This is a genomic window from Pelagimonas sp. (assembly GCF_058892305.1).
Genome location: NZ_JBZXVN010000013.1, coordinates 74,579 through 97,711, shown reverse-complemented (window position 1 = coordinate 97,711; position 23,133 = coordinate 74,579). Strand labels below are relative to the sequence as shown.

Below are 23,133 nucleotides of genomic sequence, written 5' to 3'. Positions count from 1 at the left end.
CCCAAAGCAAGTGTTTTGAATAAACAAAGGACGATGCAATGGCAAAACCGCTCCGTGACGGCACTGGCCCGCGCCATGTGGCGATTATCATGGACGGCAATGGCCGTTGGGCGACCAATCGGGGACGTCCGCGTCTGTTTGGGCATCATGCTGGTGCAAAACGTGTGCGCGAAGTGGTCGAAGCTTGCCCCGATGTCGGTGTTAAATACTTGACGATATTCGCGTTTTCGACAGAGAACTGGAAGCGCACCCAAGTCGAAGTCGCCGGCTTGATGAGTTTGTTTCGTCGCTATATTTCCAAAGAAACCCGAGCCCTGAGGGACCGCAATGTCCGGGTGCGTTTTATCGGAGACCGGGTGCGTTTGGATGCCAAGCTCATCCAATTGATGGACGATCTGGAACGGATCACTGAGGAATGCACCGGAACCAATTTAACGATTGCTCTTAACTACGGTGGGCGCGATGAGGTGACCCGTGCGACACGCCGGTTGGCGCAGGACGTTCACGACGGCAAACTCGATCCTGCGGATGTGGATGAAGAAACCCTTCCTAAGTATCTGGATACCCACGTTTTACCAGATCCGGACCTTGTGGTTCGTACAAGCGGCGAAGCTCGGATTTCGAACTTCTTGCTGTGGCAATCGGCCTATGCGGAATATGAATTTATCGACACCTTGTGGCCGGATTTCACCGCCGAGGAATTTGCCCGCTTGATCAATGGCTATGGGGCACGTGATCGACGGTTTGGAGGGGTAAACGCATGACCGACAAGTGGCGTGATCTAGGGCCTCGGGTGATTTCAGCCATCGTTATGTTGGCTCTCGCCATAGGGGCGGCTTGGGCTGGCTCGTTTTATTTTGCTATTCTGATTTCGATAGCGACCGGGCTGATGGTTTGGGAATTGGCGCGTATGCATGAACCGCGTTTCCCCATGTTGCCTGAGATCATGGCTGCGACGACAACGGCAATGGTTTACACCACTTATCCGATTTTCATGGGGATATTGGCGCAATATGCCTTTGGTGCGACATTGGTGCTTGCTGCGTTGTTGACCCTTTGTGTCAAGCGAGACATGCACCTCTTTGCGCCCTATGTTTTGGCGGTTTTGCTGACTGGCAACCTTTTAGCGGGTCTGTTTATGGCGTCACCCAAATCGGTTTTGTTCTTGTTGGCCATTGTCATCGCGACCGATGTTGCGGGGTATTTCGCCGGGAAGTCCATTGGCGGGCGCAAGTTCTGGCCACGCTTTAGCCCCAAGAAAACTTGGTCCGGGGTGATCGCCGGGTGGCTCGCCGCCGGGGTCATCGGGCTTTTGGGTTATCTGACTGGGCATTATGGGCCTCTCTTCATCTTGACTGCGATGATTATGAGCTTTGGAAGCCAACTTGGCGACATCGCCGAAAGTGCCTTGAAACGTCGGGCTGGCGTCAAAGACAGTTCCAACCTCATCCCCGGCCACGGCGGACTGCTGGACCGGTTTGATGGCGTGGTTGGGGCTGCGATGGTCCTACTTGTCTATATGGTTTTCTAACCTCCATGACGCGACGTATTTCCATTTTTGGCGCAACGGGGTCTATCGGGCAAAGCACGATAGACCTGATCGCTCGTGAGCCGGACGCCTATGACACTGTGGCGCTAACCGGTGGACGCAACATTGCACAACTGGCATCCGATGCGATTAAGCTTGGCGCGCAAATCGCTGTGACTGCTGATGAAAATCGCCTTGCGGAATTGCGTGACGCTTTGGCCGGAACTGGTGTAGAGGCAGCGGCCGGTCGGCAGGCCTTGATCGAAGCAGCCAGCCGTCCGGCCGATTGGGTGATGTCGGCCATTGTCGGTGCGGCAGGTTTGGAACCGGGGCTGCGGGCCTTGCAAACCGGCGCGACCTTGGCTTTGGCCAACAAGGAAAGCCTTGTCTGTGCTGGGCCATTGATCATGCGAACAGCGCAAGCGCATGGCACAACTATCCTTCCGGTCGACAGCGAACACAGTGCTGTTTTTCAAGCCCTGATTGGCGAAGATTTGGCCACCGTCGAACGCATTGTCATCACAGCGAGCGGCGGGGCCTTTCGCGATTGGCCAATCGAAGATCTTGCCAAAGCGACCCCGGCCCAAGCGGCGACCCACCCCAATTGGGACATGGGCCAGCGCATCACCATTGATAGCGCATCCATGTTCAACAAAGCCTTGGAGCTGATTGAAACCAAAGAGTATTTTGGTGTCTCGGCGGATAAGATTGAAACGGTTGTCCACCCGGAATCGATGATCCATGCGCTTGTTGGCTTTAACGATGGCGCATTGATGGCCCATGTCGGTGCCCCGGATATGCGCCATGCCATTGGGTTTGCCTTGCACTATCCGCACCGCAAATCGCTCCCTGTGGAACGGCTCGATCTGATCAAGCTGGGCCAAATGACCTTTCGCGACCCTTGTGAAACCCGTTGGCCCGCCTTGCGTTTGGCACGCGAGGTCATGGAAGCCGGTGGTTTGATGGGCGCGGTGTTCAACGCCGCCAAGGAACGTGCGCTTGATGCGTTTATAGCAGAGCAAATCACGTTCCCGCGAATGGCTGTCGTTGTCGAAGAGGTATTGAGTGACCTTTCTCACTTTGCCAGCCATAATCCTGCCGAGATTAACCTTGATAAGGTCGCTGAGGCGGATGCTCTGGCGCGGCAAAGTGCGGACAGGGTTATGTCGCAATAAACAGCCGGACAACCGGCACGTAAAATCAAAGAGGCAGCTGCTGTGGATGTAAATTCGCTTTTTGACTTTCTTGGAACCGGATTGATTGGCTTTGTGGCCTTTGTGATCGCCCTGTCGATTGTCGTCGGTGTGCATGAATTTGGCCATTACATTGTGGGCAAGAAATTCGGCATCTTTGCTGAAACCTTCTCTATTGGGATGGGGAATGGCATCCTGTGGCGCAGAGACAAACACGGAACCAAGTGGCAGATCGCCCCGGTGCCGTTGGGTGGGTTTGTACGCTTTCGTAATGTGATGCGTGAACAGGCTTTGTTGAGTGGGGAAGTCGAACCCACAAAAGACGAAAAAAGCCTCATTGATCAGGGCAAGCTTTTGTCCCAGACCGATCTCACACCAGAATTGCTCAAGACAACTATTCACGGCGCGTCCTATACCGCCAAGGTTGCGACCTATGCGGCTGGTCCTGTATTCAACTTTATCCTGTCGTTCTTTCTGTTCACCGGATTGTTTATGGCCAGCGGCATCACGTCTGACCCTCTGACAGTGGGAGAGCTGCAAAAGCTACCAACGGCGCAGGAGTTGCGAACCGGGGATGTTGTTCTGAAAATCGAAGGCATTGACACGCCGCGCGTTGATGACAGCGCAGCTTATTCGGACTTTCTGCAAGCACTGCCGCAAAAACCTCAGCTTGATTATACCGTCTTGCGCGATGGTGGTGAAACGGTGGTGTCTGGTCCCTACATCTTTCCGTCCCTTGTCGGGCGGGTCTTTCCACGGTCTGCGTCGGTGAACGCGGGGTTGGAAAAAGGCGATGTGATCACTGCCGTTGATGGTGCTCCCATTTTTGCATTTGTCGAATTGCAAGCGGCTGTTCTTGCCTCCGAGGGCAAGAGTCTGACGTTGACGATTTGGCGTGATGGCCAAGAGTTCGACACCGAATTGACGCCCAAAAAACAGGACGAACCGCAGCCAGAAGGCGGGTTCAAGACCTTTTACCGTATCGGGCTAGGGAGTGCGATTGCCTTTACACCAGCAAGCGAAAGCCCCGGTTTGGTCGACGCCATGAGCGGGTCAGCCAGCCAATTGTGGCACGTTATCAGCTCAACCGGATCGGCGGTCTGGGCCATGGCAACCGGACAGATCAGCACCTGTAATCTGTCTAGCCCAGTCGGCATTGCAGAAGCCGCCGGTGACGAAGCTTCGCAGGGGTTGACCGAGTTTATTGGCCTGGTCGCAATGTTGTCTGTCGCGATCGGGTTCTTGAACCTGTTGCCAGTGCCCGCCTTGGATGGGGGCTATATTCTGCTGCACACCGCCGAGATCCTGACAGGGTTCCGCGCCAGCTACACGTTTTTAAATCGTTACGTGGTTGTTGGGTTTATTGTTATCATTGGCGTGATGATGATCGGACTAAGCAGCGATTTGTTCTGCTAGGGCTACAAATGGTCGGGCGGGTGCCCTAATCCCGCCCGATTCTCCATGTATTCAGGTTCTGTAAATGAAAGGACCGAATCCATGAGCACTCTTCAAGCAGGATATCGCAGTGTCAGCTTGCTGGTCTCCATCAACTGGGACCGGTTGCTATATGTCTGTACCATCGTCTTTGCGCTGTTCCTCGGCGCATATCTTGGGACGCTGGCGCAATAATCCCCCAGCCGTAGGGGACTTTCTACAAAAACACTGGCAAATGCCCGCCATGCCCTTTTGACAAGGGCACTCATTCCCGATACTCACTTTCAGAGGGATGTCGGAGTGGATTGTTAAGATGGCAAAAGTCATTTCGGCGCGTAAAGCGCCGCTGAGTTTTAAGCGGGGAAACCAAGTGTCACGGGCTGCCAGGGTTGTGGCCTTGGCGATTGGCTTAACTGCGGGGGTCGGGGCTGCCACCCTGCCTAAAACCGCTTATGCCCAAAGCTTTGTTTTCAATAGCGTCTCGATCGAGGGCAACGAACGGATCGAGGGATCGACCATCCTTTCCTATGCCGGGATCGCCCGTGGTCAATCTGTCTCTGCCGGAGAGCTAAACGATGCGTATCAACGCATTTTGGGATCAGGTCTGTTTGAGACCGTGGATATAATTCCACAGGGCTCCAAGCTTGTTATCAAAGTTGTTGAATACCCAACCGTCAATAAAATCAAGTTTGAAGGCAACAAACGCCTCAAGGACGAAATCCTATCTGGGATCGTTGAAACCCAGCTGCGTCGCGTCTTTAGCCCACGGGTTGCCGAGGCAGATGCCCAGCGGATTTCTGAGGCCTACAACCAGCAGGGCCGCATTGCAGCGCGCGTCGTTCCAAAAGTGATCAAGCGCCGGGACAACCGTATTGATCTGGTCTTTGAAGTCTTTGAAGGCGGGGTTGCTGAAATCGAGCGCATCGGGTTCTCTGGCAACTCGAATTATTCAGACCGACGGTTGCGTAGGGTCATGGCAACCAAGCAGGCCGGCATTCTTCGGGCGATTATCCAAAAAGACACCTACATCGAAGATCGGGTCGAATTCGACAAACAGCTTTTGCGCGATTTCTATGCATCGCGTGGCTATGTTGATTTCCGCATTACCGGTGTGAACTCTGAGCTGGCGCAGGAACGTGACGGCTATTTTGTCACCTTCAATGTCGAAGAGGGGCAGCAGTTCAATTTTGGAGAGGTTTTGGTGACCTCGGATTTGCCAGAAGTGGATGTTGAGCTGTTTGAAAAGAAGCTCAAGCTGCGGTCAGGCAAGGTGTATTCTCCGGCGCTGATCGAAAATGAAATCGCGCGACTCGAAACTTTTGCAATTCGCGAAGGTTTGAATTTTGTGCGTGTCGAGCCACGGATCACACGAAATGATCGTGATTTGACTTTGGATGTCGAGCTGCAACTGACGCGTGGACCACGCATCTTTATCGAACGCATCGATATCGAAGGGAACACCACAACTCTTGATCGCGTTGTGCGCCAACAGTTCTTGCTGGCTGAGGGTGACCCGTTCAACCCGCGCGCCGTCCGCGAGAGCGCTGAGCGCATTCGGGCGTTGGGATATTTTGAAACAGCAGAAGTGCAAGCGCGCGAGGGATCGACACCACAACAGGTGATTGTTGATGTCGATGTCGAAGAACGTCCCACTGGTTCGATCGGGTTTGGCGGGTCTTATTCCACCAATAACGGTTTTGGTGTGAACCTGTCCTTTAGCGAAAGAAACTTCTTAGGGCGGGGTCAAAAATTCGGTTTCTCCTTTGATACGTCTTCTACGACCAGAAGCTTCAATCTGAACTTTAGTGAACCGGCATTCCTTGGACGCGATTTAGAGTTCGGTTTCATTGGGAACTACTCTGAATCCGATAACGACAATGCGGAATATGACACCTCAAATGGTATCTTCCGTCCGTTCCTGGCGTTTCCGGTCTCTGACAATGGTCGCCTGCAACTGCGCTATACACTAGACTATTCCGACCTTGGGGCCCCGCGTGTTGACGAGGACGAAGATGAAGAAGTCGGTGCTGTTATTTTGCAAGAAGCAGAGTTTGGTCCGCGGTATGATAGCTCAATTGGCTACACCTATACCTATGATACGATCCGTGCAGGCTTGAGCCCGACAAACCGCTTCCGGTTTGAGTTCGGACAAGACATATCCGGTGTTGGGGGCAACTCGGCCTTTGTTAAAACAAATGTGCGGGCTGTGGCGCAAACCAAAATCTGGAACGAAGAAGTCACTTTGCGGGCGTCGTTTCAGGGGGGATCGCTCAACTATTCTAAAAATGAAAGTCGGGCGACCGATCGTTTCCGCATCAATCCCAACATCATGCGCGGTTTCGAAAGCAATGGCATAGGTCCGCGTGAAATTCGTGATTCAGATGGAATTGATGATCCATTGGGTGGCAACTTTTATGCGGTTGCCCGTTTCGAGGCGGACTTCTCTCTCGGTCTTCCCGAGGAATATGGTCTGACCGGTGGTGTGTTTTATGATGTCGGGTCGGTTTGGGGCGTCAATGACGGCTACGACGATTTGGCCGAAGCCGCAGGAGGCAAGGTTGTTTCGGACGAATTTGATCTGCGCCACGTCGTTGGGGTCTCTGTTTTCTGGAACAGCGCTCTTGGTCCGCTTCGTCTCGACTTCTCGGAAGCGGTGAAGAAGAGCAAATATGACAAACCGCTCAACTTCAATATTTCGGTTTCAAAGCAGTTCTAGTCGCGTGCAGCGCGCTTTGACCATCGCAGCAACTTTTTTGGCCCTGTCGGTTTGGACTGTTGGGGCCAATGCGCAGAGCACATCGGGGGGCTTTGACACTGGAACGGTTCAAAGTCCGGTTCTGGTGATTGAGTTCGACCGGGCCTTTGGTCAAAGCGCATTTGGACAGAATGTTACGACCGAATTAGAGAGCTTGGGGGCAGAAATTGCCGCCGAAAACCGACAAATCGAAGCCGAACTGCGTGACGAAGAGTTGCTCTTGACGGATCAGCGCAAGGCCATGGAACCTGCGGCATTCCGCGAATTGGCTGATGCTTTCGATCAAAAGGTGCAAAAGCTGCGCCGCGAACAAGATACCAAGGCCCGCGACCTCAGTGAACGCCAAGACGGGGCGCGACGCGAATTTCTCACCTCTGTCGGACCCATTTTGAATCGCATTATGCAGGAAACAAATGCGGCTGTTGTTTTGGAAAAACGCAATGTTTTTGCATCGGTCTCTGCGATTGATGTCACCGATTTGGTGATTTCCGAGATCAACGCCCTTTTCCAACAAGAGCCGTCTGATCCCTGAGGTCGACTTGCCCCGACGCGCGGCGATTGGTAGGGAGGGGCAATAGAAAAACAAAGGCAAGCTTCATGACTGACACGCTGCTGAGCGCTGATATCCAACTGATCCAACGTATTCTTCCACATCGCTACCCGTTTTTGTTGGTAGATCGAGTTGAGGACATCAATGGCTTTTCATCTGGTACTGGCATCAAGAACGTCACCATGAATGAACCGCATTTTCAGGGCCATTTCCCCGGACTGCCGATCATGCCGGGGGTAACCATTGTCGAAGCCATGGCGCAAACTGCCGCCGTGATGGTGGGTGTAGCGATGGATATGGCCGACAAGGAGATGAAGGTTTACTTTATGTCCATCGACAAATGTAAATTCCGCCGCAAGGTTGTTCCGGGTGATCAGCTGCGTCTGAACCTGACGACCGTGCGTGGCAAACCTGGGGCCAAAGTCTGGAAATTTGCCGGTGTCGCCCAGGTCGACGGCGAAATGGCGGCGGAATGTGAATTCACCGCAATGATGGATTTGCCTGCATGAGCGCGCAAATTCACCCTTCGGCGATAATCGAGGAAGGCGCGCAGATCGGTGACGGATGTGTCATCGGGCCGTTTTGTCATGTCGGTCCAAAGGTTGTTCTTGGGCCACGGGTCGAACTGAAATCGCATGTGGTGGTGACAGGTCTTACCGAGATTGGTGAAGAGACCGTCATTTTCCCATTCGCGGTGATTGGTGAAATCCCTCAGGATTTAAAGTTTGACGGTGAAGACACGCGTCTTGTGATTGGCAAGCGCAATCGCATTCGTGAACATGTGACAATGAACACCGGCACGGCGGGGGGCGGCGGTCTTACCAAGGTTGGGGATGACGGTCTTTTCATGGCTTCGAGTCATGTCGCCCATGACGTTCATGTCGGCAATAATGTGATCCTTGCCAATAACGTCGCGCTGGCCGGGCACTGTGTGCTTGAGGATCAGGTCATTGTTGGCGGCCTCTCTGGCGTTCATCAATTTGTGCGCATTGGCCGTGGTGCGATTATCGGCGCGGTGACCATGGTTACAAATGACGTCATTCCGCATGGTCTCGTTCAAGGGCCGCGCGGTCAGCTTGACGGCTTGAACCTTGTTGGTTTGAAACGTCGCGGCGTTGCGCGTCGTGACATCACCGCCTTGCGGGCGGCATTTCAGATGTTGGCGCAGGGCGAGGGGGCCTTTCAGGACCGCGCGCGCCGTTTGGGCGAAGAAACCGACAGCGACTATGTCTCCGAAATCGTGGCCTTTATTCTTGGCGACAGCGATCGTTCTTTTTTAACACCGGGCTAAAACACATATGTTGGCATTGATCGCAGGACGGGGCGCATTGCCAACGGTGGTGGCTGAAACTCTGCCGACCCGTCCTATTGTCTGCGCTCTCGAACATGTTGCTCCGACCGATTTAATTCCGGACCATGTCTTTCGGCTGGAAAAGGTTGGTGGCCTGCTGCGCTGGCTCAAGGCGCGGGGGGTGACGCAAGTCTGTATGTGTGGTGCAATCCGCCGCCCAGAGTTTGAGTGGCGGCAATTGGACTTGGCCACTCTGCTGATGGTGCCGCGCATTTTTCGGGCCATGCGGCGTGGCGACGACGGCGCGTTGCGCATTGTGATCGCGATGTTTGAGGATGCTGGTTTTGAGGTGCTCGCTGCCCATGAGGCCGTGCCGAGCCTGTTGCCAGATGCCGGTGTCCCGAGCCTCTCACAACCTTCTCCAGATGCCGAACGTTTGGCCCGTATTGGTGATGATGTCAGCACAGATCAGGCTCGTGACGATTTGGGTCAAGCCTGTATCGTCGCACGAAGCGGTATTCCTGCCCGCGAAGGTGAGGCGGGCACTGATGCGATGCTGCGTGCCGCGGGGCAAGAGGCCAAGGGCGGCATTCTTTACAAGGCCCCCAAACCCGGTCAGGAGCGCCGTGCCGACCTGCCAACAATCGGCCCGGATACGGCGCGCAACACCGCTCTTGCGGGATTGGCTGGTATTGTGATCGAAGCGGACGGCGTGATGGTGTTGAATTTCGAAGAGACCCTGCGCCGGCTTGATGCCGAAGGCTTGTTTCTTTGGATCAGAGAAAGGCCACAATAAATGCGGGTATTCATCACAGCGGGCGAGGCTTCGGGCGACAAGCTTGGCGCAGCGCTGATGCAAGGCCTGCGCCAGCTGGTGCCTGATGTCGAGTTTCGCGGCATTGGTGGGACGTTGATGGAGAAAGAGGGCTTGGACAGCCTCTTTCCCATGGATGAGATCAGCGTCATGGGGGTCTCGGAAATTCTCAAGGAATATCGTCATCTCAAGGCGCGTATCCGCGAAACGGCAGATGCAGTGATCGCCGACAAGCCCGATGTTTTGATCACCATTGATTTGCCTGAGTTTTCCTTGCGGGTGAACAAGTTGGTCAAAGAAGTGAGCGATGTTCGCGTGGTGCATTATGTTGCCCCGACGGTGTGGGCGTGGCGTCCTAAGCGCGCGGGCAAAATGGCACATCATGTGGATCAGGTTTTGGCGCTGCTGCCCTTTGAGCCGCCATACATGCAGGCCGCTGGCATGGATTGTGACTTTGTCGGTCACCCGGTGGTGACGGACCAGATTGCCACACAGGCCGAGGCCGATGCGTTTCGCGTTAAACACGCAATAAAGGGGCCGATGGCCTTGGTCTTACCTGGGTCGCGAAGGTCAGAAATCGGGCGTTTGATGCCTATTTTCGCGCAAGCGGCGGCGTTGCTGCATGAAAAACGGCCTGACCTGCGATTGGTCCTTCCGGCGGCGGGCAACGTGGTTGACGCGGTCCAAGAAGCGGTGAGCGATTGGCCGGGTGCACCCTTGGTCATCGATCCGCGACAGGATGATGGATCAGACAAGCGGGCCGCATTTCGCGCCGCCGATGTGGCTTTGGCGGCGTCGGGAACGGTGTCGCTTGAGCTTGCGGCGGCGGGCACTCCAATGGTGATCGCCTATGACATGAGCTGGCTCAGCCGTCAGATCATCGGGCGAATGATGCTTGTCGATACGGTGACTTTGGTCAATCTGGTGTCTGAAACCCGCGCCGTACCGGAGTTTATCGGCAAGGATTGTTTGCCGGGGCCTATCGCCGATGCGGTGTTGCACGAGCTTGACGCATCGGGAACCCAACAAGAGGCGATGCGCCTAACCATGGAGCGGCTCGGCCTTGGGGGCGAACATCCGGGACTTCGTGCCGCACGGGCGGTTTTGAATGGGCTGGGGCAGGGCGCAACGCGTCATTGACCCCCAAACCAGACACGACAACAAAAAAGGCCGCCTAAAGAGGCGGCCTTTTCTTTAACGTCTCTCATCTGCTTACAGCAGGGATTTAACCTGCTCAGCAACGTTTTCGGCTGTGATGCCGAATTTTTCATAAAGCGTGCCTGCCGGGGCGGAGGCACCAAAGCCGTCCATACCCACAAAGGCCGACTTCTTGGCATTGCCACGCTCACCACAAAGCCAGCGATCCCAACCCATACGGTTTGCGGCTTCGACGGCAACACGCACCGGACCGGCAGGGGGCAGAACGCGACGACGATAGCTTTCGTCCTGCTGTTCAAACAGCTCCCAGCACGGCATGGACACCACGCGGGTACCAATACCTTCGGCCTGAAGCAGATCACGCGCAGCAAGGGCGATTTCAACTTCGGAACCGGTCGCCATGATGATCGCCTGACGCTTGCCCTCGGCCTCGGCCAGAACATAGGCTCCTTTTTCGACAAGGTTGGCGTTCTTGTGCTCTTTGCGAACCGTCGGCAAGCCCTGACGGGTCAAGGATAGAACCGACGGCGTGCCGGTCTGACGCATGGCAACTTCCCAGGCTTCGGCGGTTTCAACCGTATCACATGGGCGGAAGACCAAAGTGTTTGGCGTGGCGCGCGAAATTGCCAGATGTTCAACCGGTTGGTGGGTTGGGCCATCTTCGCCAAGGCCGATGCTGTCATGGGTCATGACAAACACGGTTGGAACCTTCATCAGAGCCGCCAAACGCATCGCAGGGCGGGCGTAATCGGTAAAGGCCATGAAGGTGCCGGAGTAGGGGCGAATGCCGCCGTGCAGCGCCATTCCGTTCATTGCCGACGACATGCCATGTTCCCGGATGCCCCAATAGACATAACGACCTTTGCGGTTGTCGGTGTCAAAGGTGCCAAGATCTGCGGTCAGGGTGTTGTTGGACCCGGTCAGGTCAGCCGAGCCGCCACAGGTTTCGGGCATGATTGGGTTGATCACGCTCAGTGCCATTTCAGACGATTTACGCGTGGCGACTTTGGGCTGCTCTTCGCTGATCTGCTTTTTCAAAGCTTTGACAACGGCCGAAAGCTTCTTGGGCGCTTGGCCGGTCATCACACGTTCGAATTCGTTTTGACGGGCGGTCGAGGCCTCGGCCAGACGGGCTTCCCAAGCTTCACGCTCAGACGCACCACGCGCTCCAACACCTTCCCACCAGGATTTGATCTCGGCCGGAATGTCGAACACGCCCGCGTCCCAACCCCAGTTGGCTTTGGCGGCGACGTTCTGCTCTTCGTTGGTCAATGCGCCGTGACCTTTTGACGTGTCCTGTGCGGCGTGACCCAAAGCAATGTGGGTTTTGCAGGCGATCATCGACGGTTTGCCAGCCTTTTTGGCGGCGATGATGGCGGCGTCGATGGCAATAGGATCATGGCCGTCGATTTCCTGAACATGCCAGCCAGACGCCTTAAAGCGCTGAACCTGATCGGTACGATCAGAGAGAGACACTTTGCCGTCGATGGTGATGTCGTTATTGTCCCAGAAGACAATCAGGTTGCCAAGCTCATAGCGACCCGCAAGGGCGATGGCCTCTTGGCTGACACCTTCCATGAGGCAACCGTCACCGGCGATGACATAGGTGTGGTGATCAACGATTTTCTTGGAGAAACGACCGCGCAGCATTTCTTCGGCCATGGCAAAGCCAACCGAGTTTGCAATACCCTGACCCAAGGGGCCGGTGGTGGTTTCAACAGCCTTGAGAAGGAAGTTTTCCGGGTGACCGGCGGTTTTCGCGCCCCACTGACGGAAATTCTTGATCTCGTCCAATGTAACCTCGGGGTCGCCACAGAGATAGAGCAGCGAATAGATCAGCATCGAGCCGTGGCCCGCCGACAGGATAAACCGGTCACGGTCATGCCATTCGGGGTTTTGCGCGTCAAACTTTAGGTGCTTGGAAAACAGCACGGTTGCCACGTCAGCCATGCCAATCGGCATACCTGTGTGACCGGAGTTTGCAGCAGCAACCCCATCCAGTGCGAGAGCACGGATAGCAGTTGCACGCATCCAATGTTCGGGATTGCTTGTACGGAGCTCTTGGATATCCACCGGGTTCGATCCTTTGGCCAGATAGGGGATTGCGCGCTCAATAACAGCGTTGGGGCAAAGTGCAAGCATGCCTGTCGCGCGGTGATGTGGACAAACAGGCCTATTTCCGCCTAAGACATTGGAATTAATAGGGGGCGCTTTTTCCGTAAGCGCTTGTTAAACTTTTTGCCAAGCGAGCCAAAGCGCGATTCGTTTATGATAGCGCTAAAAAGGGCTCAAAGCAGGCTAGGGGGGCAGGATGACCCAAATCGATGAATTGCACGGCCGGATTACGCGGGCGTTAGAGCGGATTTCGCAACAGGTTGAGGGCTATACCGCCCCGGTGGCCGAAGCGGACCCGGAGGCGGCCAACAAGCTGGCAGAGCTTGAGGCGGCCTTGGTTGCTGCCCAAGAGGATGCCAAGGCGGCTCAGATTGAGGCCAATGTCTCTCGTGAAGCGGCGGCGGCTGAGGCTGAAAAGCTAAGGGTCGCACAAGATGAAACGGCGGTTTTGACCGAACAATTGGCCGCTGCAAAAGACGCCGCCGAAATGGCGCAAGCTGCGGTTTCGCAACTCGAGGCCGAAAAGGCCACCGAGGAACCCGTTGCGCCCGCCGTCGAAGAACCGGCTGCCGCGCCCGAAGAGGCCGCCGTTGATAACGCCGAACTTGAAGCCCTACGTGAAGAGTTGGAAGACGAAAAGATCGCCAATGCCCAGCTGCAAGAGCGGCTCAAAGTATTAACAGCCCGCCAGTCCGAAGCGAGCCCCGAACCAAGTGGCGATGGCGGCAATGATGCGGAACTTGCACAGCAAATTCAGGCGCAACGCGAGAGCATGGCGCAGCTGGACGCAGAATTGCAACGCTTGCGCAGCTCTAACGCGGCGCTTGAGGAAACAGTTTCCGCCCTGCGTGAGGCCAATGCCCAAGGGGTTGGTGAACCGCATTTGATCAACAAGGCGATGCTGGCCGAGCTGGAAAGCCTGAGGGCGACGCAGGCCGCCGATGCCGCCGAAACAAATGCCGTTCTGGCGGCGATGGAGCCGCTTTTGGCCGATGCCGCCGGTGAGGAGAACGCCTAATGTCTCAGATCGAAGTTGAAATCATCATCGGTGGCCGCTCGTTTGAAGTTGCCTGCCAAGAAGGCGAACAACAATATCTGCAATCGGCGGCAAAGCTGCTTGATGCAGAGGCCGCCGTTTTGGTGGGTCAGATTGGGCGGATGCCAGAGCCGCGCATGTTGTTGATGTCGGGCCTGATGTTGGCGGATAAAACCGCCGGGCTTGAGGAAAAACTGCGCGAAGCCGAGGACAAGATGGCGGCCATTCAGTCCGAACTGGATGAACTCAAAAGCGCGCCCCCACCGATGCCCGAAAAAGTCGAGGTTCCGGTGATCCCGTCGAACGTTTCCGATGGGTTGGCGGAACTCGCCGCGCAAGCCGAGGCCGTGGCCAGTTCGGTGGAAGAAAAGCTGGCCTAACTGCCAGGCTTGTTGGTCTGATCTCTCAAACAAAAAGCGCCCCACCTGCGGGGCGCTTTTCTTTTTTGATCTGTCTCTAAACCTTAGGCGTTGGCTTCGCGGATTTTGTCAGCCGCTTCCTTGTTATAGGCAAGGCCATTGTCATCCAGAAGCGTGTCCAGCTCACCAGAGAGAGTCATCTCAGTGATGATGTCGCAACCGCCAACAAATTCGCCTTTGACGTAAAGCTGGGGAATTGTGGGCCAGTCGGAATAGTCTTTGATGCCCTGACGGATGTCCTCGTCGGCAAGAACGTTCACGTCGGTGTATTCCAGACCCATATAGTTAAGCACACCGGCAACGCGGCTGGAAAAGCCACACTGCGGCATGTCCTTGGTGCCCTTCATATAAAGAACAACGTCATTGGCTTTGACGGTTTCATCAATTTTGGCTTTTGCATCAGTCATCTTGGTTTTCCTCTTCAAGTCGCCTTTGGCGATCCTTGCGAACATAAGGCATGATGGATCCGTAGGTGATAACCCCAACAATCGTCAAACTGGCCAGAACTGGCCAGACACTGGACAGATATGTCATCACGCTGGACATCGGTTATTCCGGGGCTTTGGTGGTTAGAGCCAGCGCGTGCAATTCACCGGCAGCGCCATCCATCTTGCCCTTGAGCGCCGCATAAACAGCGCGCTGTTGCTGAACTCGGTTTTTGCCACGAAAGCTTTCGTCGACGACCATGGCAGACATATGAACACCGTCTTCGCCAGCAACCTGGATTTCCGCATCAGGAAAGCTTTCGCGCAGCAGGTCTTCGATTTCTTGGGCATGCATCGGCATTGAGCATGGGCCTCCGGTTTGTTTCGCTTTCCTGACAGAAGTAGTGCGATGTGCCCCCATGCGCAAGGCACACAAGGTCTGGGACTGGCCCGCATTTGGTCGCGGATTGCGATGTGCCGGTTTAAATGTCGAGCTCGACCCAGACAGGAACATGGTCAGACGGTTTGTCACGGCCGCGAATGGCGCTGTCAATTTTGCACGCAACAAGCATGTCCGCAGCTTGTGGGGTCAAAAGGAAATGGTCGATACGGATGCCATTGTTGCGCTGCCAAGCGCCGGCTTGATAATCCCAAAAGCTATAGTGCTCTGGTCCTTGGGTGCGGGCGCGGAATGCTTCGGTAAAGCCAAGATTCAGGATGCGACGAAAGGCCGTGAGGGTTTCGGGGCGAAACAAGGCGTCTTCGGTCCAGTCTTGCGGGCGGGCGGCGTCTTCGGCTTGAGGAATGACATTATAGTCCCCGGCCATAAGCGCGGGCATTTCATCATCAAGCAACTGTTGGGCCCGCGCCTCAAGACGTTTCATCCAGCTCAACTTGTAATCATATTTTGGACCGGGGCAGGGGTTGCCGTTGGGCAGATACAATCCGCAAAGCCGGATCGCCTCGCGGTCACCCATTACCGTGGCTTCGATCCAGCGCGCTTGTTCGTCTGATTCGTCATCTTCGTTAATGTGGGGAAGGCCGCGGGTGACGTCCTCTAGCGGCAGTTTGCTCAGAATCGCAACGCCGTTGAAGCTCTTCTGCCCATGGGTTTCCACATTATAACCGCGATCCTCAAACTCTTGACGCGGAAAAGCGTCATCAACTGACTTGATTTCCTGCAGCAGTGCCACATCTGGCTGCGCATCGTCCAGCCAATCGAGAAGCGCGGGCAACCGCGCCTTGATACCATTGATGTTAAACGTGGCGATTTTCATGCGCGCTCTCCCTTTGTCTTTCTATCGCTGAAAGCGGGGGGCGGGTGCAAGGAATCAATGCGATTCGTGATCTGTAAAATTTGCAAATAAGTGTTGCATTGCAAAGTTTATAGTTATCCACAAGAAAAACTAAAATGTGGACAACTTTTATAAACATTTTCCACGAGTTAGCTAAATGCCAAAGCTCATGTGGATAACTCATTTTGCGCACAACCTTAACGGGAATTAACTATTATGCAAACACGGTAGAGTGGCAGGTTTGGGGGGCAACAACACGCAACTCTCAAAACGGAGAATTCCAATGTCAGCTCAACACAAGCACATGATTTCTGAACAAACTGTTTCCAAAGCTGAAACAAGTGCGTTTACCGGCGATGCAACTGAGATGTTCACGTCTTGGTCTGGCCCAGCGGATGGTCACATTGATGCCGGCGACGCGGTCGANNATGTTCACATCCTGGTCCGGCCCATCCGCGGGCAACACAGACGCAGGTGACGCCGTTGAAATGTTCACGTCTTGGAGCGGTCCTGCAAGCGGAAACACAGATGCTGGTGACAACGTAGAGATGTTTACCTCGTGGTCTGGCCCATCCGCAGGCAACACAGACGCCGGTGATGCGGTTGAAATGTACACGTCTTGGTCCGGTCCGGCCGACGGCAACACCGACGCAGGTGACAATGTCGAAATGTTCACCTCTTGGAGCGGCCCAGCGGGTGGCAACACCGAAGCGGGTGACAATGTTGAGATGTTCACATCTTGGTCCGGCCCCACAGGCGGCAGTTCTGATGCGGGTGACAGCGTCGAAATGTTCACATCCTGGAGCGGCCCCGTTGGTGACAGCACCGAAGCCGGTGACAATGTCGAAGCGTTCACATCCTGGTCCGGCCCGGTCACTGCCTAATTTCTAGGCCAAAGGCTTCAGAATCCGGGTAGGGCGTTTGCTGCTCTGCCTCTCAGAACAAGAGGAGTTCTTATCATGACAAATGTCGTCGCGCTCAACGTACCGACCCGGATTCTGCCTCTGGAGGCGCGGGTCGCCGCGCTTCTGGGCTGCTTTTCCCAATCTCGCCGCATCGGAGAGGATGTGTTTTGGCTCAAGGAAAACGCGGAACTTTTGAATATTCTGGAATGCACCGGCCAACCGGTGTCCTCCCAGGCCCTTCAGGTTTACGAAGGATTTTATGAACAGGCCGAAAAACGGCTACAATTCTTCCCACAATATTACCGCTTTTTGTTGTCTCTTGCCCTAGACCTTGAGGATCTGGGAATGCCGGGAGACAAAGCACAACGTATGGTGGATTTTGCCAAATCCGAACGCTTGCCCATGGCAGAGCTGTCCGATTTGCAACGTGCCGAAGCGCGCCGGTTGATGATTCGACGTGGGGTTGAATCGGTCAAAGATGCTGGTTTGGATGATAGATTGCGCAATTTTGCGGCAAGAACGCGTACTTTTACGCTTCCCAACAAGAAAGCTGCGTATGAATTGACACATATTTCATTCTACCTGAGCGAGTATGGTCGACGTGACCCGAAACTTGACGTAGAAGGAAAGTTAAGCTTGCATTTCGCCGGACTGACCGCTTTTCTGGATCAGAATGCTGATTTGTTGGCCGAAATATGTATTGCTTTGCGCTATGCTGGCGTGGTTCCGCCCTCCATCTGGACGGAGTGGCTAGCATGTGAAACAGCGGGATTTGAGATCGATGAGGGGGACCATGTGCCGCTGAACGATGATTACCATGAATTCCTCGTCTGCAACTGGCATCAGGCCGTTGCCGGGGCTCCGATTTTACGCAAGTCCTTTGGTGACGGGCGGATGCGTTTTGAGCGCCATCAACGACCAACTGCGTTGCGTGAAATCAGTCAGGTGATGTTGTCGCTTGATGATGCGCGTAGCACGGATTGGGAAGTCATGCGCCATCGGATGGCCCCACAGCTTTCGCCAGAAGCCCGCGACGTTCTTGATATTGCTGCCGAAAGCAGTTCTGATTTTGATGCATTTTTCGAAGGGTTTGCCCGGGCAGGTCGGGCATGAAGGCGACAACACTCGGCGCAATTTTGGTCATTATATATACAGGTATGATGGCCGCTGCAGACGGTATCACAAAATTCATCGCCGGTGGCTATGAGGCCCCGCAACTTTTTGCCCTGTCCTCGGCCCTTGTTGTCGCGATGGCGGCGGGCGCGGCGCGGATGCCGGGCGGTGGAACGCTTAAAATCAGTTCTATCAAGGCCATGGTGGGGCGCTCTGTTCTTACGGTTATCGCCGCTTTGGCCTTTTTCAAAGCCTTCCTGCTATTGCCATTTGCCGACGTCTTTTTGTTCATTGGCCTCATGCCTTTGATCGCGGCGGCGATGTCCGGGCCGATGTTGGGGGAAAGCCCGCGCCCCTTGGCTTGGGTCGCCCTAAGCATCGGCGCCTGTGGTGTGTTTTTCCTGATCCCAGGTGGCGTGAGCGGCGCACAAGCCGGCCATGCTTGGGCGTTTCTTGCGGCCCTTTCCGGGACGGCGTCTATGCTGTTGGCTCGGGTGATTGCCAAAGTCGAACGCGCGCCCTTGGCGCAAGTGTTCTGGCCCAATCTGGCGCTGATGGTTGCCATGGGCGTGGCCTTGCCCTTTGTCTGGCGGCCAATGACATTGGTTGATGCAGGTTGGATTGTTGGTTACGCGGTCTTTTTGTTTGGGGCTCGCTATGTGGTCGCCGAAGCGCTGCGATTGCTTCCTGCCTATGTGGCGACACCGCTGATGAACCTACAATTTGTCTGGATGGTTGCGATCGGCATGGTGGCCTTCAACGAGTTCCCCGGAACCGGAACGATATTGGGTGTCATGCTGGTTATCGCATCAGGTCTTTGGCTGGTGGTCGAAGAAAGCTTGGCTCGCAGAAAACTCGCCCTACAAAACGCGTCGGAGCAATCCGGCGCGTCACCGTCTATGGGAAAGGCGCGGATTTACCCGGCAGAATAGAGGCAAGCCTTTGATTACATAGAGAAAGACGTGCCGCAGCCGCAAGAGCTGCTGGCATTTGGGTTTTCTATGGTAAAGCGCGCACCGATCAACTCGTCGCTGAAATCAATCGTCGCGCCGGCCAGAAACGGCAGCGATACCGGGTCAACAACGACCTTTTCGCCATCGGCCTCAAGGACAAGGTCGTCGCCCGCCGGTTCGTCCAGTTTGATTTCATACTGAAATCCACTACATCCGCCGCCCTCAACCGCGACCCGCAAGGCCTTGCCGTCATCTGCGGCACCGATCTCGGAGAGGCGCTCATAGGCGCGGGGGGTCACTACTGGTGGCAATTGCATTGCAATCCTCGTGGTTTATCTCGGGCGTTGAATGCAATATATGGCGGCTTGGGACAAGCGACAAGGAGCGCCCGCCATGCGCGCAACATTTGCCTGTGATCCAAATCGGGTCCGGGGACGTCTATATGCCGAAGAAGAGAGCGCCCATCGCTCCTGTTTTCAACGGGATCGCGACCGGATTATCCATTGTTCGGCCTTCCGTCGGCTCAAACATAAAACCCAAGTTTTTGTGGAACATGAGGGCGATTTTTATCGCACGCGCCTAACCCATTCGATCGAAGTGGCACAAGTGGCGCGCACAATTGCCAATGCGCTGGACCTGAACACGGACCTAACCGAAGCCGTCGCCTTGGCCCACGATCTTGGGCACACCCCCTTTGGTCATACCGGCGAAGATGCTTTGGCGCTTTTGATGGCGCCTTTTGGCGGCTTTGATCACAACGCGCAAACCCTACGGATCGTGACGTCGCTTGAACGTCACTATGCGGAATTCGATGGGCTCAATCTAACATGGGACACGCTTGAGGGGATTGCCAAACACAATGGCCCGGTTGAGGGAGACATTCCCTATGCGTTGGACGAATACAACGCCTTGCATGATCTTGAGCTGCACACCCATGCCAGCGCCGAGGCGCAAGTGGCGGCTCTGTCTGATGATGTTGCCTATAATAATCATGATTTGCATGATGGCTTGCGGGCGGGGCTTTTTACTGAAGAGCAGATAATAGATTTGCCAATTGTTGGCGATGCTTATGCAGAGGTCGACAAGGCCTATCCAAACATTGATGCCTATCGCCGCCGCCATGAGGCCTTGCGCCGGGTGTTTGGGGTTATGGTCACGGATGTCTTGACCGAGTCGCGCACCAGATTGCAGGCGTCGGGCTGTGATACGGCGCAAGAGGTTCGTGAATTGGGGCGCCCCGTTATTGCCTTTTCGGATGGGCTTTGGAGCCAGTTAAAAGAGATCCGAACCTTTTTGTTTTCAAATATGTATCGCGCGCCCTCTGTGATGGAGCAACGTCGCAGAGTGACCATTGCGCTAAATGATCTGTTTCCGGCCTATATGGCCGACCCGACGATGCTTCCTGAGCGTTGGCGGGGGGATGCGGCGGCACTTGAGGATGAAACCAGCCGGGCAAGGTTGGTGGCAGATTACATCGCCGGGATGACGGATCGTTTTGCCTTGCAACAACATGCTGACCTAACGGGAACCCATGTTCTTGATCGAGATGGTCAAAGCGCTCTTCCCCCAGGTTAATCGATGTGTCACACACGTCGAAATCAATTTGAGGTAGAGTGAGTGTTAGGGGTGTCACGCTTTCAAAACAAAGTTGCTGTGATCGCGGGGGCCGAACATCCTCTGGGCGCGGCGCTTTGCACGCGGTTGGCGGGTTTTGGGGCGACAGTGGTGGCGATTGGCGTGGACGATTTGGCGCTGCGTGCGCTGGCAAGCCGCCATCCCAGCAAGATCGAGCCATTGGCCATGCATTCTGGTTGGCGCGATATTTTACGTCTGCTCAAAGAGGCGTGGGAAAGTCAGCCCATCCATATCTATATAGATGTCTTGCCCTTGATGGAGGCGGCAGTCGACACCGAGAATTCCGATGCCTTTGCGCGGAGCACCGGCTTAACGGCGGCCCTAAAGGAGGGAATGCTCGCTGGTCGGACCCTTGGTGTCATGGCTGTCCCGAAGCCCCAAGATCGTAGTCTCCGCACAGGATACGAAGCGCTATTGCAACGATTTTCCAATGAAAACAAACCGGTTCGTATGTTAGGCGTTGGGTTGCCGCAGGGCAACCAAGACTGGTCAAGCCAAAGGCTTGTTTCGGCCACAGACACCATTTTGATGCTGTGTCATCCGGTGTCGCGTGGCGTCAAATCCGGGATGGTGATCGACTGGGCGCTTGAGCTGCGTTAAGCATAAGCGCGAACAATGACAGGGCAGAGCATGGCGGTTTCCTCAGGTACGGGTCTTGACCCGGTGGTGGCATTGGCGCTGGTTGGCGTTTTAGGGGTTGGAAGCCAATGGCTTGCGTGGCGTCTACGCCTTCCGGCGATTGTCTTGATGCTTGCTGCAGGCTTGGCGGTTGGCCCGGGTCTGGGTGTTTTGAACCCGGCGGAACAATTTGGCGATATGTTGCAACCCATGGTCGCCATTGCCGTGGCGATTATCCTGTTCGAAGGCGGCATAGTCTTGAACCTTCATAGCCTCTCGGATGCTGCCAAAGGTGTGCGCCGATTGGTCATCGTTGGCGCGCCGCTTGGGTGGTTGGCCTCCACGTTGGTGCTGCATTACGTCGCCGGTTTGGGCTGGGCCTCCTCGGCGGTGTTTGGCGGTATCATGATCGTCACGGGTCCTACCGTGATTGCGCCGTTGCTACGCCAAGCGCGATTGCAAAAACGCCCCGCCGCCTTGTTGCAATGGGAGGCGATCGTAAATGATCCGGTCGGCGCTTTGGCGGCTGTTCTCGCCTTTGAGGTTGTGGTTGTCTTAAATTCCGCCGAGAGCGCTGGACATGCAGCGCAGCAGTTGGTTTTAGGGATCGGATTTGCCAGCATTCTCGGCGTTTTGGGCGGCTGGGGGATAGCCAAGTCTTTCCGGCGCGGCTGGGTGCCGGAGTACATGAAGATCCCGGTGCTCTTTGTTGTTCTTATTGCCGTTTTTGCAGCCTCAGACGCTGTGCTACACGAAAGCGGATTGCTCGCGGTGACCATTATGGGCCTTTGGATCGCCAATTCGGACCTGCCAAGCTACGTTGAGCTGCGCCGTTTTAAGGAACACGCAACCGTCCTGTTGGTCTCGGGCGTTTTCATCCTTTTGTCGGCGAATATGAGCGCGGCAACATTGGCGGCGCTGGATTGGCGCGCGGCCTTGTTCGTCTTGGCGGTGATCTTTATCGCCCGCCTCTTGCCGGTTTTGGCCGCTTTGGCCTTTACCAATGTGCCATGGAAAGAGCGGCTTTTGGTGGCGATGACCGGCCCACGCGGCGTGGTTTTGGTGGCCGTCGCCGGGTTATTCGGTGAACGATTGGCGGAACTCGGTATTGTCGACGGCGCACGGATTGCACCACTGGCGTTTGCCTTGGTTTTGGCGACCGTGGTTCTGCATGGCTTTACCCTCACTCCTGTGGCGCGGGCCTTGGGCCTAACGGCGGGCACGACGCCGGGGGTCTTGATCTTGGGAGGATCGCGTTGGTCGGTTGCCTTGGCACAGGCCCTCGAAAAGCTCGACCTTCAGGTCTTGTTGGCCGATCCCAACCACGCCCATTTGCGCAGCGCCCGCGAGGCGGGGGTGCCGGTTTACTATGGAGATATCCTATCTGAGGCTGCCGAAGATCGGTTGGATTTGGTCGCTTTTGATACATTGATCAGCGCCACAGATAACGATGCCTACAACACGCTTGTGGCCACCGACCTTGCCCCAGAATTTGGCCGTTCTAACGTTTTCCAGCTGCGCCGTGTCCGGGAAACCAGTTCCCGACATGCGCTGCCGGTAACCTTGGGCGGGCGCGCCATTTGCGGTGATGAGACCTTCTTTGAACTCAACGCCAAAATGGCCGAAGGCTGGGTGTTCCGCTCCACCAATCTAACCGAAGAATTCAGCGCCGATGATTGGCGGGCCGAACATCCCGACGCGATCCCGGTGGCGGTTCTTGGCAAGGGCGGTGGCCTGCGCCTGCTTGGTCCCAAAGAGACCTTGCGTGATGTCACTGGGGCGCAAGTGCTGGCATTTGGTCCGCCACGACCGGATTTAGCAAACGGTCAGGCCTGACACCCAAAACCAGCCATTTGACCCCGCCGCCAGTCATGATAGAGCAGCCCCAAGTTTCGG

At 55.5% G+C, this 23,133-nt stretch carries 24 protein-coding genes and 1 pseudogene; 19 read left to right on the top strand and 6 right to left on the bottom strand.

Annotated elements, in window-relative coordinates; genetic code table 11:
* Positions 1-38: 38 nt before the first annotated feature.
* The 11 genes from uppS (at position 39) to lpxB (ending at position 10,705) form a co-directional block, all read left to right on the top strand.
* Positions 39-764 carry an undecaprenyl pyrophosphate synthase gene (uppS, locus tag AC5EFR_RS05360; protein ID WP_493574919.1) on the top strand — a complete coding sequence of 242 codons (726 nt, stop codon included), beginning with the start codon at positions 39-41 and terminating at the stop codon, positions 762-764.
* The gene (locus AC5EFR_RS05355) at positions 761-1,531 is read left to right on the top strand and encodes a phosphatidate cytidylyltransferase (RefSeq protein ID WP_493574918.1); all 771 of its coding nucleotides are present in this window, start codon (positions 761-763) and stop codon (positions 1,529-1,531) included. Before uppS ends, AC5EFR_RS05355 begins: the two co-directional genes overlap by 4 nt.
* Positions 1,532-1,536: 5 nt before the next feature.
* Positions 1,537-2,703 carry a 1-deoxy-D-xylulose-5-phosphate reductoisomerase gene (gene dxr / locus AC5EFR_RS05350; protein WP_493574917.1) on the top strand — a complete coding sequence of 389 codons (1,167 nt, stop codon included), beginning with the start codon at positions 1,537-1,539 and terminating at the stop codon, positions 2,701-2,703.
* A 42-nt stretch (positions 2,704-2,745) separates the two neighbouring features.
* On the top strand, positions 2,746-4,137 hold the full coding sequence (gene rseP / locus AC5EFR_RS05345) for an RIP metalloprotease RseP (RefSeq protein ID WP_493574916.1): 1,392 nt from the start codon (positions 2,746-2,748) through the stop codon (positions 4,135-4,137).
* Positions 4,138-4,218: 81 nt separating this feature from the next.
* The gene (locus AC5EFR_RS05340; protein WP_493574915.1) at positions 4,219-4,350 is read left to right on the top strand and encodes a hypothetical protein; all 132 of its coding nucleotides are present in this window, start codon (positions 4,219-4,221) and stop codon (positions 4,348-4,350) included.
* A 118-nt stretch (positions 4,351-4,468) separates the two neighbouring features.
* The gene (bamA, locus tag AC5EFR_RS05335) at positions 4,469-6,871 is read left to right on the top strand and encodes an outer membrane protein assembly factor BamA (RefSeq protein WP_493574914.1); all 2,403 of its coding nucleotides are present in this window, start codon (positions 4,469-4,471) and stop codon (positions 6,869-6,871) included.
* Positions 6,872-6,875: 4 nt separating this feature from the next.
* Complete coding sequence (locus AC5EFR_RS05330) at positions 6,876-7,442, top strand: OmpH/Skp family outer membrane protein (RefSeq protein WP_493574913.1); 567 nt, start codon at positions 6,876-6,878, stop codon at positions 7,440-7,442.
* 65 nt (positions 7,443-7,507) lie between these two features.
* Positions 7,508-7,969: a 3-hydroxyacyl-ACP dehydratase FabZ gene (gene fabZ, locus AC5EFR_RS05325; protein WP_493574912.1), complete on the top strand. Its 462-nt coding sequence runs from the start codon at positions 7,508-7,510 to the stop codon at positions 7,967-7,969.
* Positions 7,966-8,751 carry an acyl-ACP--UDP-N-acetylglucosamine O-acyltransferase gene (gene lpxA / locus AC5EFR_RS05320; RefSeq protein WP_493574911.1) on the top strand — a complete coding sequence of 262 codons (786 nt, stop codon included), beginning with the start codon at positions 7,966-7,968 and terminating at the stop codon, positions 8,749-8,751. Before fabZ ends, lpxA begins: the two co-directional genes overlap by 4 nt.
* 7 nt (positions 8,752-8,758) lie before the next feature.
* On the top strand, positions 8,759-9,547 hold the full coding sequence (locus tag AC5EFR_RS05315; protein WP_493574910.1) for an LpxI family protein: 789 nt from the start codon (positions 8,759-8,761) through the stop codon (positions 9,545-9,547).
* Positions 9,548-10,705 carry a lipid-A-disaccharide synthase gene (lpxB, locus tag AC5EFR_RS05310; RefSeq protein ID WP_493574909.1) on the top strand — a complete coding sequence of 386 codons (1,158 nt, stop codon included), beginning with the start codon at positions 9,548-9,550 and terminating at the stop codon, positions 10,703-10,705.
* Positions 10,706-10,777: 72 nt separating this feature from the next.
* On the opposite strand, the gene tkt is transcribed toward lpxB, so the two are convergent.
* Positions 10,778-12,796 (bottom strand): transketolase, encoded by a 2,019-nt coding sequence (tkt, locus tag AC5EFR_RS05305; protein ID WP_493574931.1) that lies wholly within the window; start codon positions 12,794-12,796, stop codon positions 10,778-10,780.
* A gap of 238 nt (positions 12,797-13,034) precedes the next feature.
* Here tkt and AC5EFR_RS05300 point away from each other — a divergent pair, with 238 nt between their 5' ends.
* Positions 13,035-13,856: a coiled-coil domain-containing protein gene (locus AC5EFR_RS05300; RefSeq protein WP_493574908.1), complete on the top strand. Its 822-nt coding sequence runs from the start codon at positions 13,035-13,037 to the stop codon at positions 13,854-13,856.
* Positions 13,856-14,254, top strand: a complete 399-nt coding sequence (locus AC5EFR_RS05295; RefSeq protein WP_299921531.1) for a cell division protein ZapA — start codon at positions 13,856-13,858, stop codon at positions 14,252-14,254. Before AC5EFR_RS05300 ends, AC5EFR_RS05295 begins: the two co-directional genes overlap by 1 nt.
* An 83-nt stretch (positions 14,255-14,337) precedes the next feature.
* On the opposite strand, the gene grxD is transcribed toward AC5EFR_RS05295, so the two are convergent.
* From grxD to xth, 4 genes are all read right to left on the bottom strand, one after another.
* Positions 14,338-14,700 carry a Grx4 family monothiol glutaredoxin gene (grxD, locus tag AC5EFR_RS05290; protein ID WP_493574907.1) on the bottom strand — a complete coding sequence of 121 codons (363 nt, stop codon included), beginning with the start codon at positions 14,698-14,700 and terminating at the stop codon, positions 14,338-14,340.
* Complete coding sequence (locus AC5EFR_RS05285) at positions 14,693-14,839, bottom strand: hypothetical protein (protein ID WP_493574906.1); 147 nt, start codon at positions 14,837-14,839, stop codon at positions 14,693-14,695. Before AC5EFR_RS05285 ends, grxD begins: the two co-directional genes overlap by 8 nt.
* A 3-nt stretch (positions 14,840-14,842) precedes the next feature.
* The gene (locus AC5EFR_RS05280; protein ID WP_299933588.1) at positions 14,843-15,079 is read right to left on the bottom strand and encodes a BolA/IbaG family iron-sulfur metabolism protein; all 237 of its coding nucleotides are present in this window, start codon (positions 15,077-15,079) and stop codon (positions 14,843-14,845) included.
* Between the two features lie 121 nt (positions 15,080-15,200).
* Complete coding sequence (gene xth / locus AC5EFR_RS05275; protein ID WP_493574905.1) at positions 15,201-15,995, bottom strand: exodeoxyribonuclease III; 795 nt, start codon at positions 15,993-15,995, stop codon at positions 15,201-15,203.
* Between the two features lie 446 nt (positions 15,996-16,441).
* On the opposite strand from xth, the pseudogene AC5EFR_RS05270 reads away from it, so the two are divergent.
* The 3 genes and pseudogenes from AC5EFR_RS05270 to AC5EFR_RS05260 all read left to right on the top strand — a co-directional run.
* Positions 16,442-16,897 (top strand): annotated as a pseudogene (locus AC5EFR_RS05270) (hypothetical protein); the annotation flags it as partial.
* Positions 16,898-16,972: 75 nt separating this feature from the next.
* The gene (locus AC5EFR_RS05265) at positions 16,973-18,031 is read left to right on the top strand and encodes a DUF6902 family protein (protein ID WP_493574904.1); all 1,059 of its coding nucleotides are present in this window, start codon (positions 16,973-16,975) and stop codon (positions 18,029-18,031) included.
* Positions 18,028-18,963, top strand: coding sequence for a DMT family transporter (locus tag AC5EFR_RS05260; RefSeq protein WP_493574903.1), 936 nt, complete (start codon positions 18,028-18,030; stop codon positions 18,961-18,963). Before AC5EFR_RS05265 ends, AC5EFR_RS05260 begins: the two co-directional genes overlap by 4 nt.
* A 14-nt stretch (positions 18,964-18,977) precedes the next feature.
* On the opposite strand, the gene AC5EFR_RS05255 is transcribed toward AC5EFR_RS05260, so the two are convergent.
* Positions 18,978-19,301, bottom strand: a complete 324-nt coding sequence (locus AC5EFR_RS05255) for a HesB/IscA family protein (RefSeq protein ID WP_493574902.1) — start codon at positions 19,299-19,301, stop codon at positions 18,978-18,980.
* Positions 19,302-19,377: 76 nt separating this feature from the next.
* On the opposite strand from AC5EFR_RS05255, the gene AC5EFR_RS05250 reads away from it, so the two are divergent.
* The 3 genes from AC5EFR_RS05250 to AC5EFR_RS05240 are packed head-to-tail and all read left to right on the top strand — an operon-like array spanning position 19,378 to position 23,073.
* Positions 19,378-20,559: a deoxyguanosinetriphosphate triphosphohydrolase gene (locus AC5EFR_RS05250; RefSeq protein ID WP_493574901.1), complete on the top strand. Its 1,182-nt coding sequence runs from the start codon at positions 19,378-19,380 to the stop codon at positions 20,557-20,559.
* A 51-nt stretch (positions 20,560-20,610) separates the two neighbouring features.
* Entirely contained in the window at positions 20,611-21,219 is a 609-nt protein-coding gene (locus AC5EFR_RS05245) for a hypothetical protein (protein WP_493574900.1), read from the top strand.
* A 30-nt stretch (positions 21,220-21,249) separates the two neighbouring features.
* Positions 21,250-23,073 carry a cation:proton antiporter gene (locus AC5EFR_RS05240; RefSeq protein WP_493574899.1) on the top strand — a complete coding sequence of 608 codons (1,824 nt, stop codon included), beginning with the start codon at positions 21,250-21,252 and terminating at the stop codon, positions 23,071-23,073.
* The last annotated feature ends 60 nt before the right edge of the window (positions 23,074-23,133 follow it).

Bases quoted from the DNA above. Each gene is read 5' to 3' on its own strand.
- AC5EFR_RS05250 (WP_493574901.1), top strand. From the start codon at position 19,378: ATGCGCGCAACATTTGCCTGTGATCCAAATCGGGTCCGGGGACGTCTA.
- lpxB (WP_493574909.1), top strand. From the start codon at position 9,548: ATGCGGGTATTCATCACAGCGGGCGAGGCTTCGGGCGACAAGCTTGGC.
- AC5EFR_RS05300 (WP_493574908.1), top strand. From the start codon at position 13,035: ATGACCCAAATCGATGAATTGCACGGCCGGATTACGCGGGCGTTAGAG.
- AC5EFR_RS05280 (WP_299933588.1), bottom strand. From the start codon at position 15,079: ATGCCGATGCATGCCCAAGAAATCGAAGACCTGCTGCGCGAAAGCTTT.
- AC5EFR_RS05255 (WP_493574902.1), bottom strand. From the start codon at position 19,301: ATGCAATTGCCACCAGTAGTGACCCCCCGCGCCTATGAGCGCCTCTCC.
- AC5EFR_RS05260 (WP_493574903.1), top strand. From the start codon at position 18,028: ATGAAGGCGACAACACTCGGCGCAATTTTGGTCATTATATATACAGGT.
- lpxA (WP_493574911.1), top strand. From the start codon at position 7,966: ATGAGCGCGCAAATTCACCCTTCGGCGATAATCGAGGAAGGCGCGCAG.
- dxr (WP_493574917.1), top strand. From the start codon at position 1,537: ATGACGCGACGTATTTCCATTTTTGGCGCAACGGGGTCTATCGGGCAA.
- grxD (WP_493574907.1), bottom strand. From the start codon at position 14,700: ATGACTGATGCAAAAGCCAAAATTGATGAAACCGTCAAAGCCAATGAC.
- AC5EFR_RS05340 (WP_493574915.1), top strand. From the start codon at position 4,219: ATGAGCACTCTTCAAGCAGGATATCGCAGTGTCAGCTTGCTGGTCTCC.
- bamA (WP_493574914.1), top strand. From the start codon at position 4,469: ATGGCAAAAGTCATTTCGGCGCGTAAAGCGCCGCTGAGTTTTAAGCGG.
- AC5EFR_RS05295 (WP_299921531.1), top strand. From the start codon at position 13,856: ATGTCTCAGATCGAAGTTGAAATCATCATCGGTGGCCGCTCGTTTGAA.
- AC5EFR_RS05355 (WP_493574918.1), top strand. From the start codon at position 761: ATGACCGACAAGTGGCGTGATCTAGGGCCTCGGGTGATTTCAGCCATC.
- AC5EFR_RS05240 (WP_493574899.1), top strand. From the start codon at position 21,250: ATGGCGGTTTCCTCAGGTACGGGTCTTGACCCGGTGGTGGCATTGGCG.
- uppS (WP_493574919.1), top strand. From the start codon at position 39: ATGGCAAAACCGCTCCGTGACGGCACTGGCCCGCGCCATGTGGCGATT.
- AC5EFR_RS05285 (WP_493574906.1), bottom strand. From the start codon at position 14,839: ATGTCCAGCGTGATGACATATCTGTCCAGTGTCTGGCCAGTTCTGGCC.
- xth (WP_493574905.1), bottom strand. From the start codon at position 15,995: ATGAAAATCGCCACGTTTAACATCAATGGTATCAAGGCGCGGTTGCCC.
- AC5EFR_RS05315 (WP_493574910.1), top strand. From the start codon at position 8,759: ATGTTGGCATTGATCGCAGGACGGGGCGCATTGCCAACGGTGGTGGCT.
- fabZ (WP_493574912.1), top strand. From the start codon at position 7,508: ATGACTGACACGCTGCTGAGCGCTGATATCCAACTGATCCAACGTATT.
- AC5EFR_RS05265 (WP_493574904.1), top strand. From the start codon at position 16,973: ATGACAAATGTCGTCGCGCTCAACGTACCGACCCGGATTCTGCCTCTG.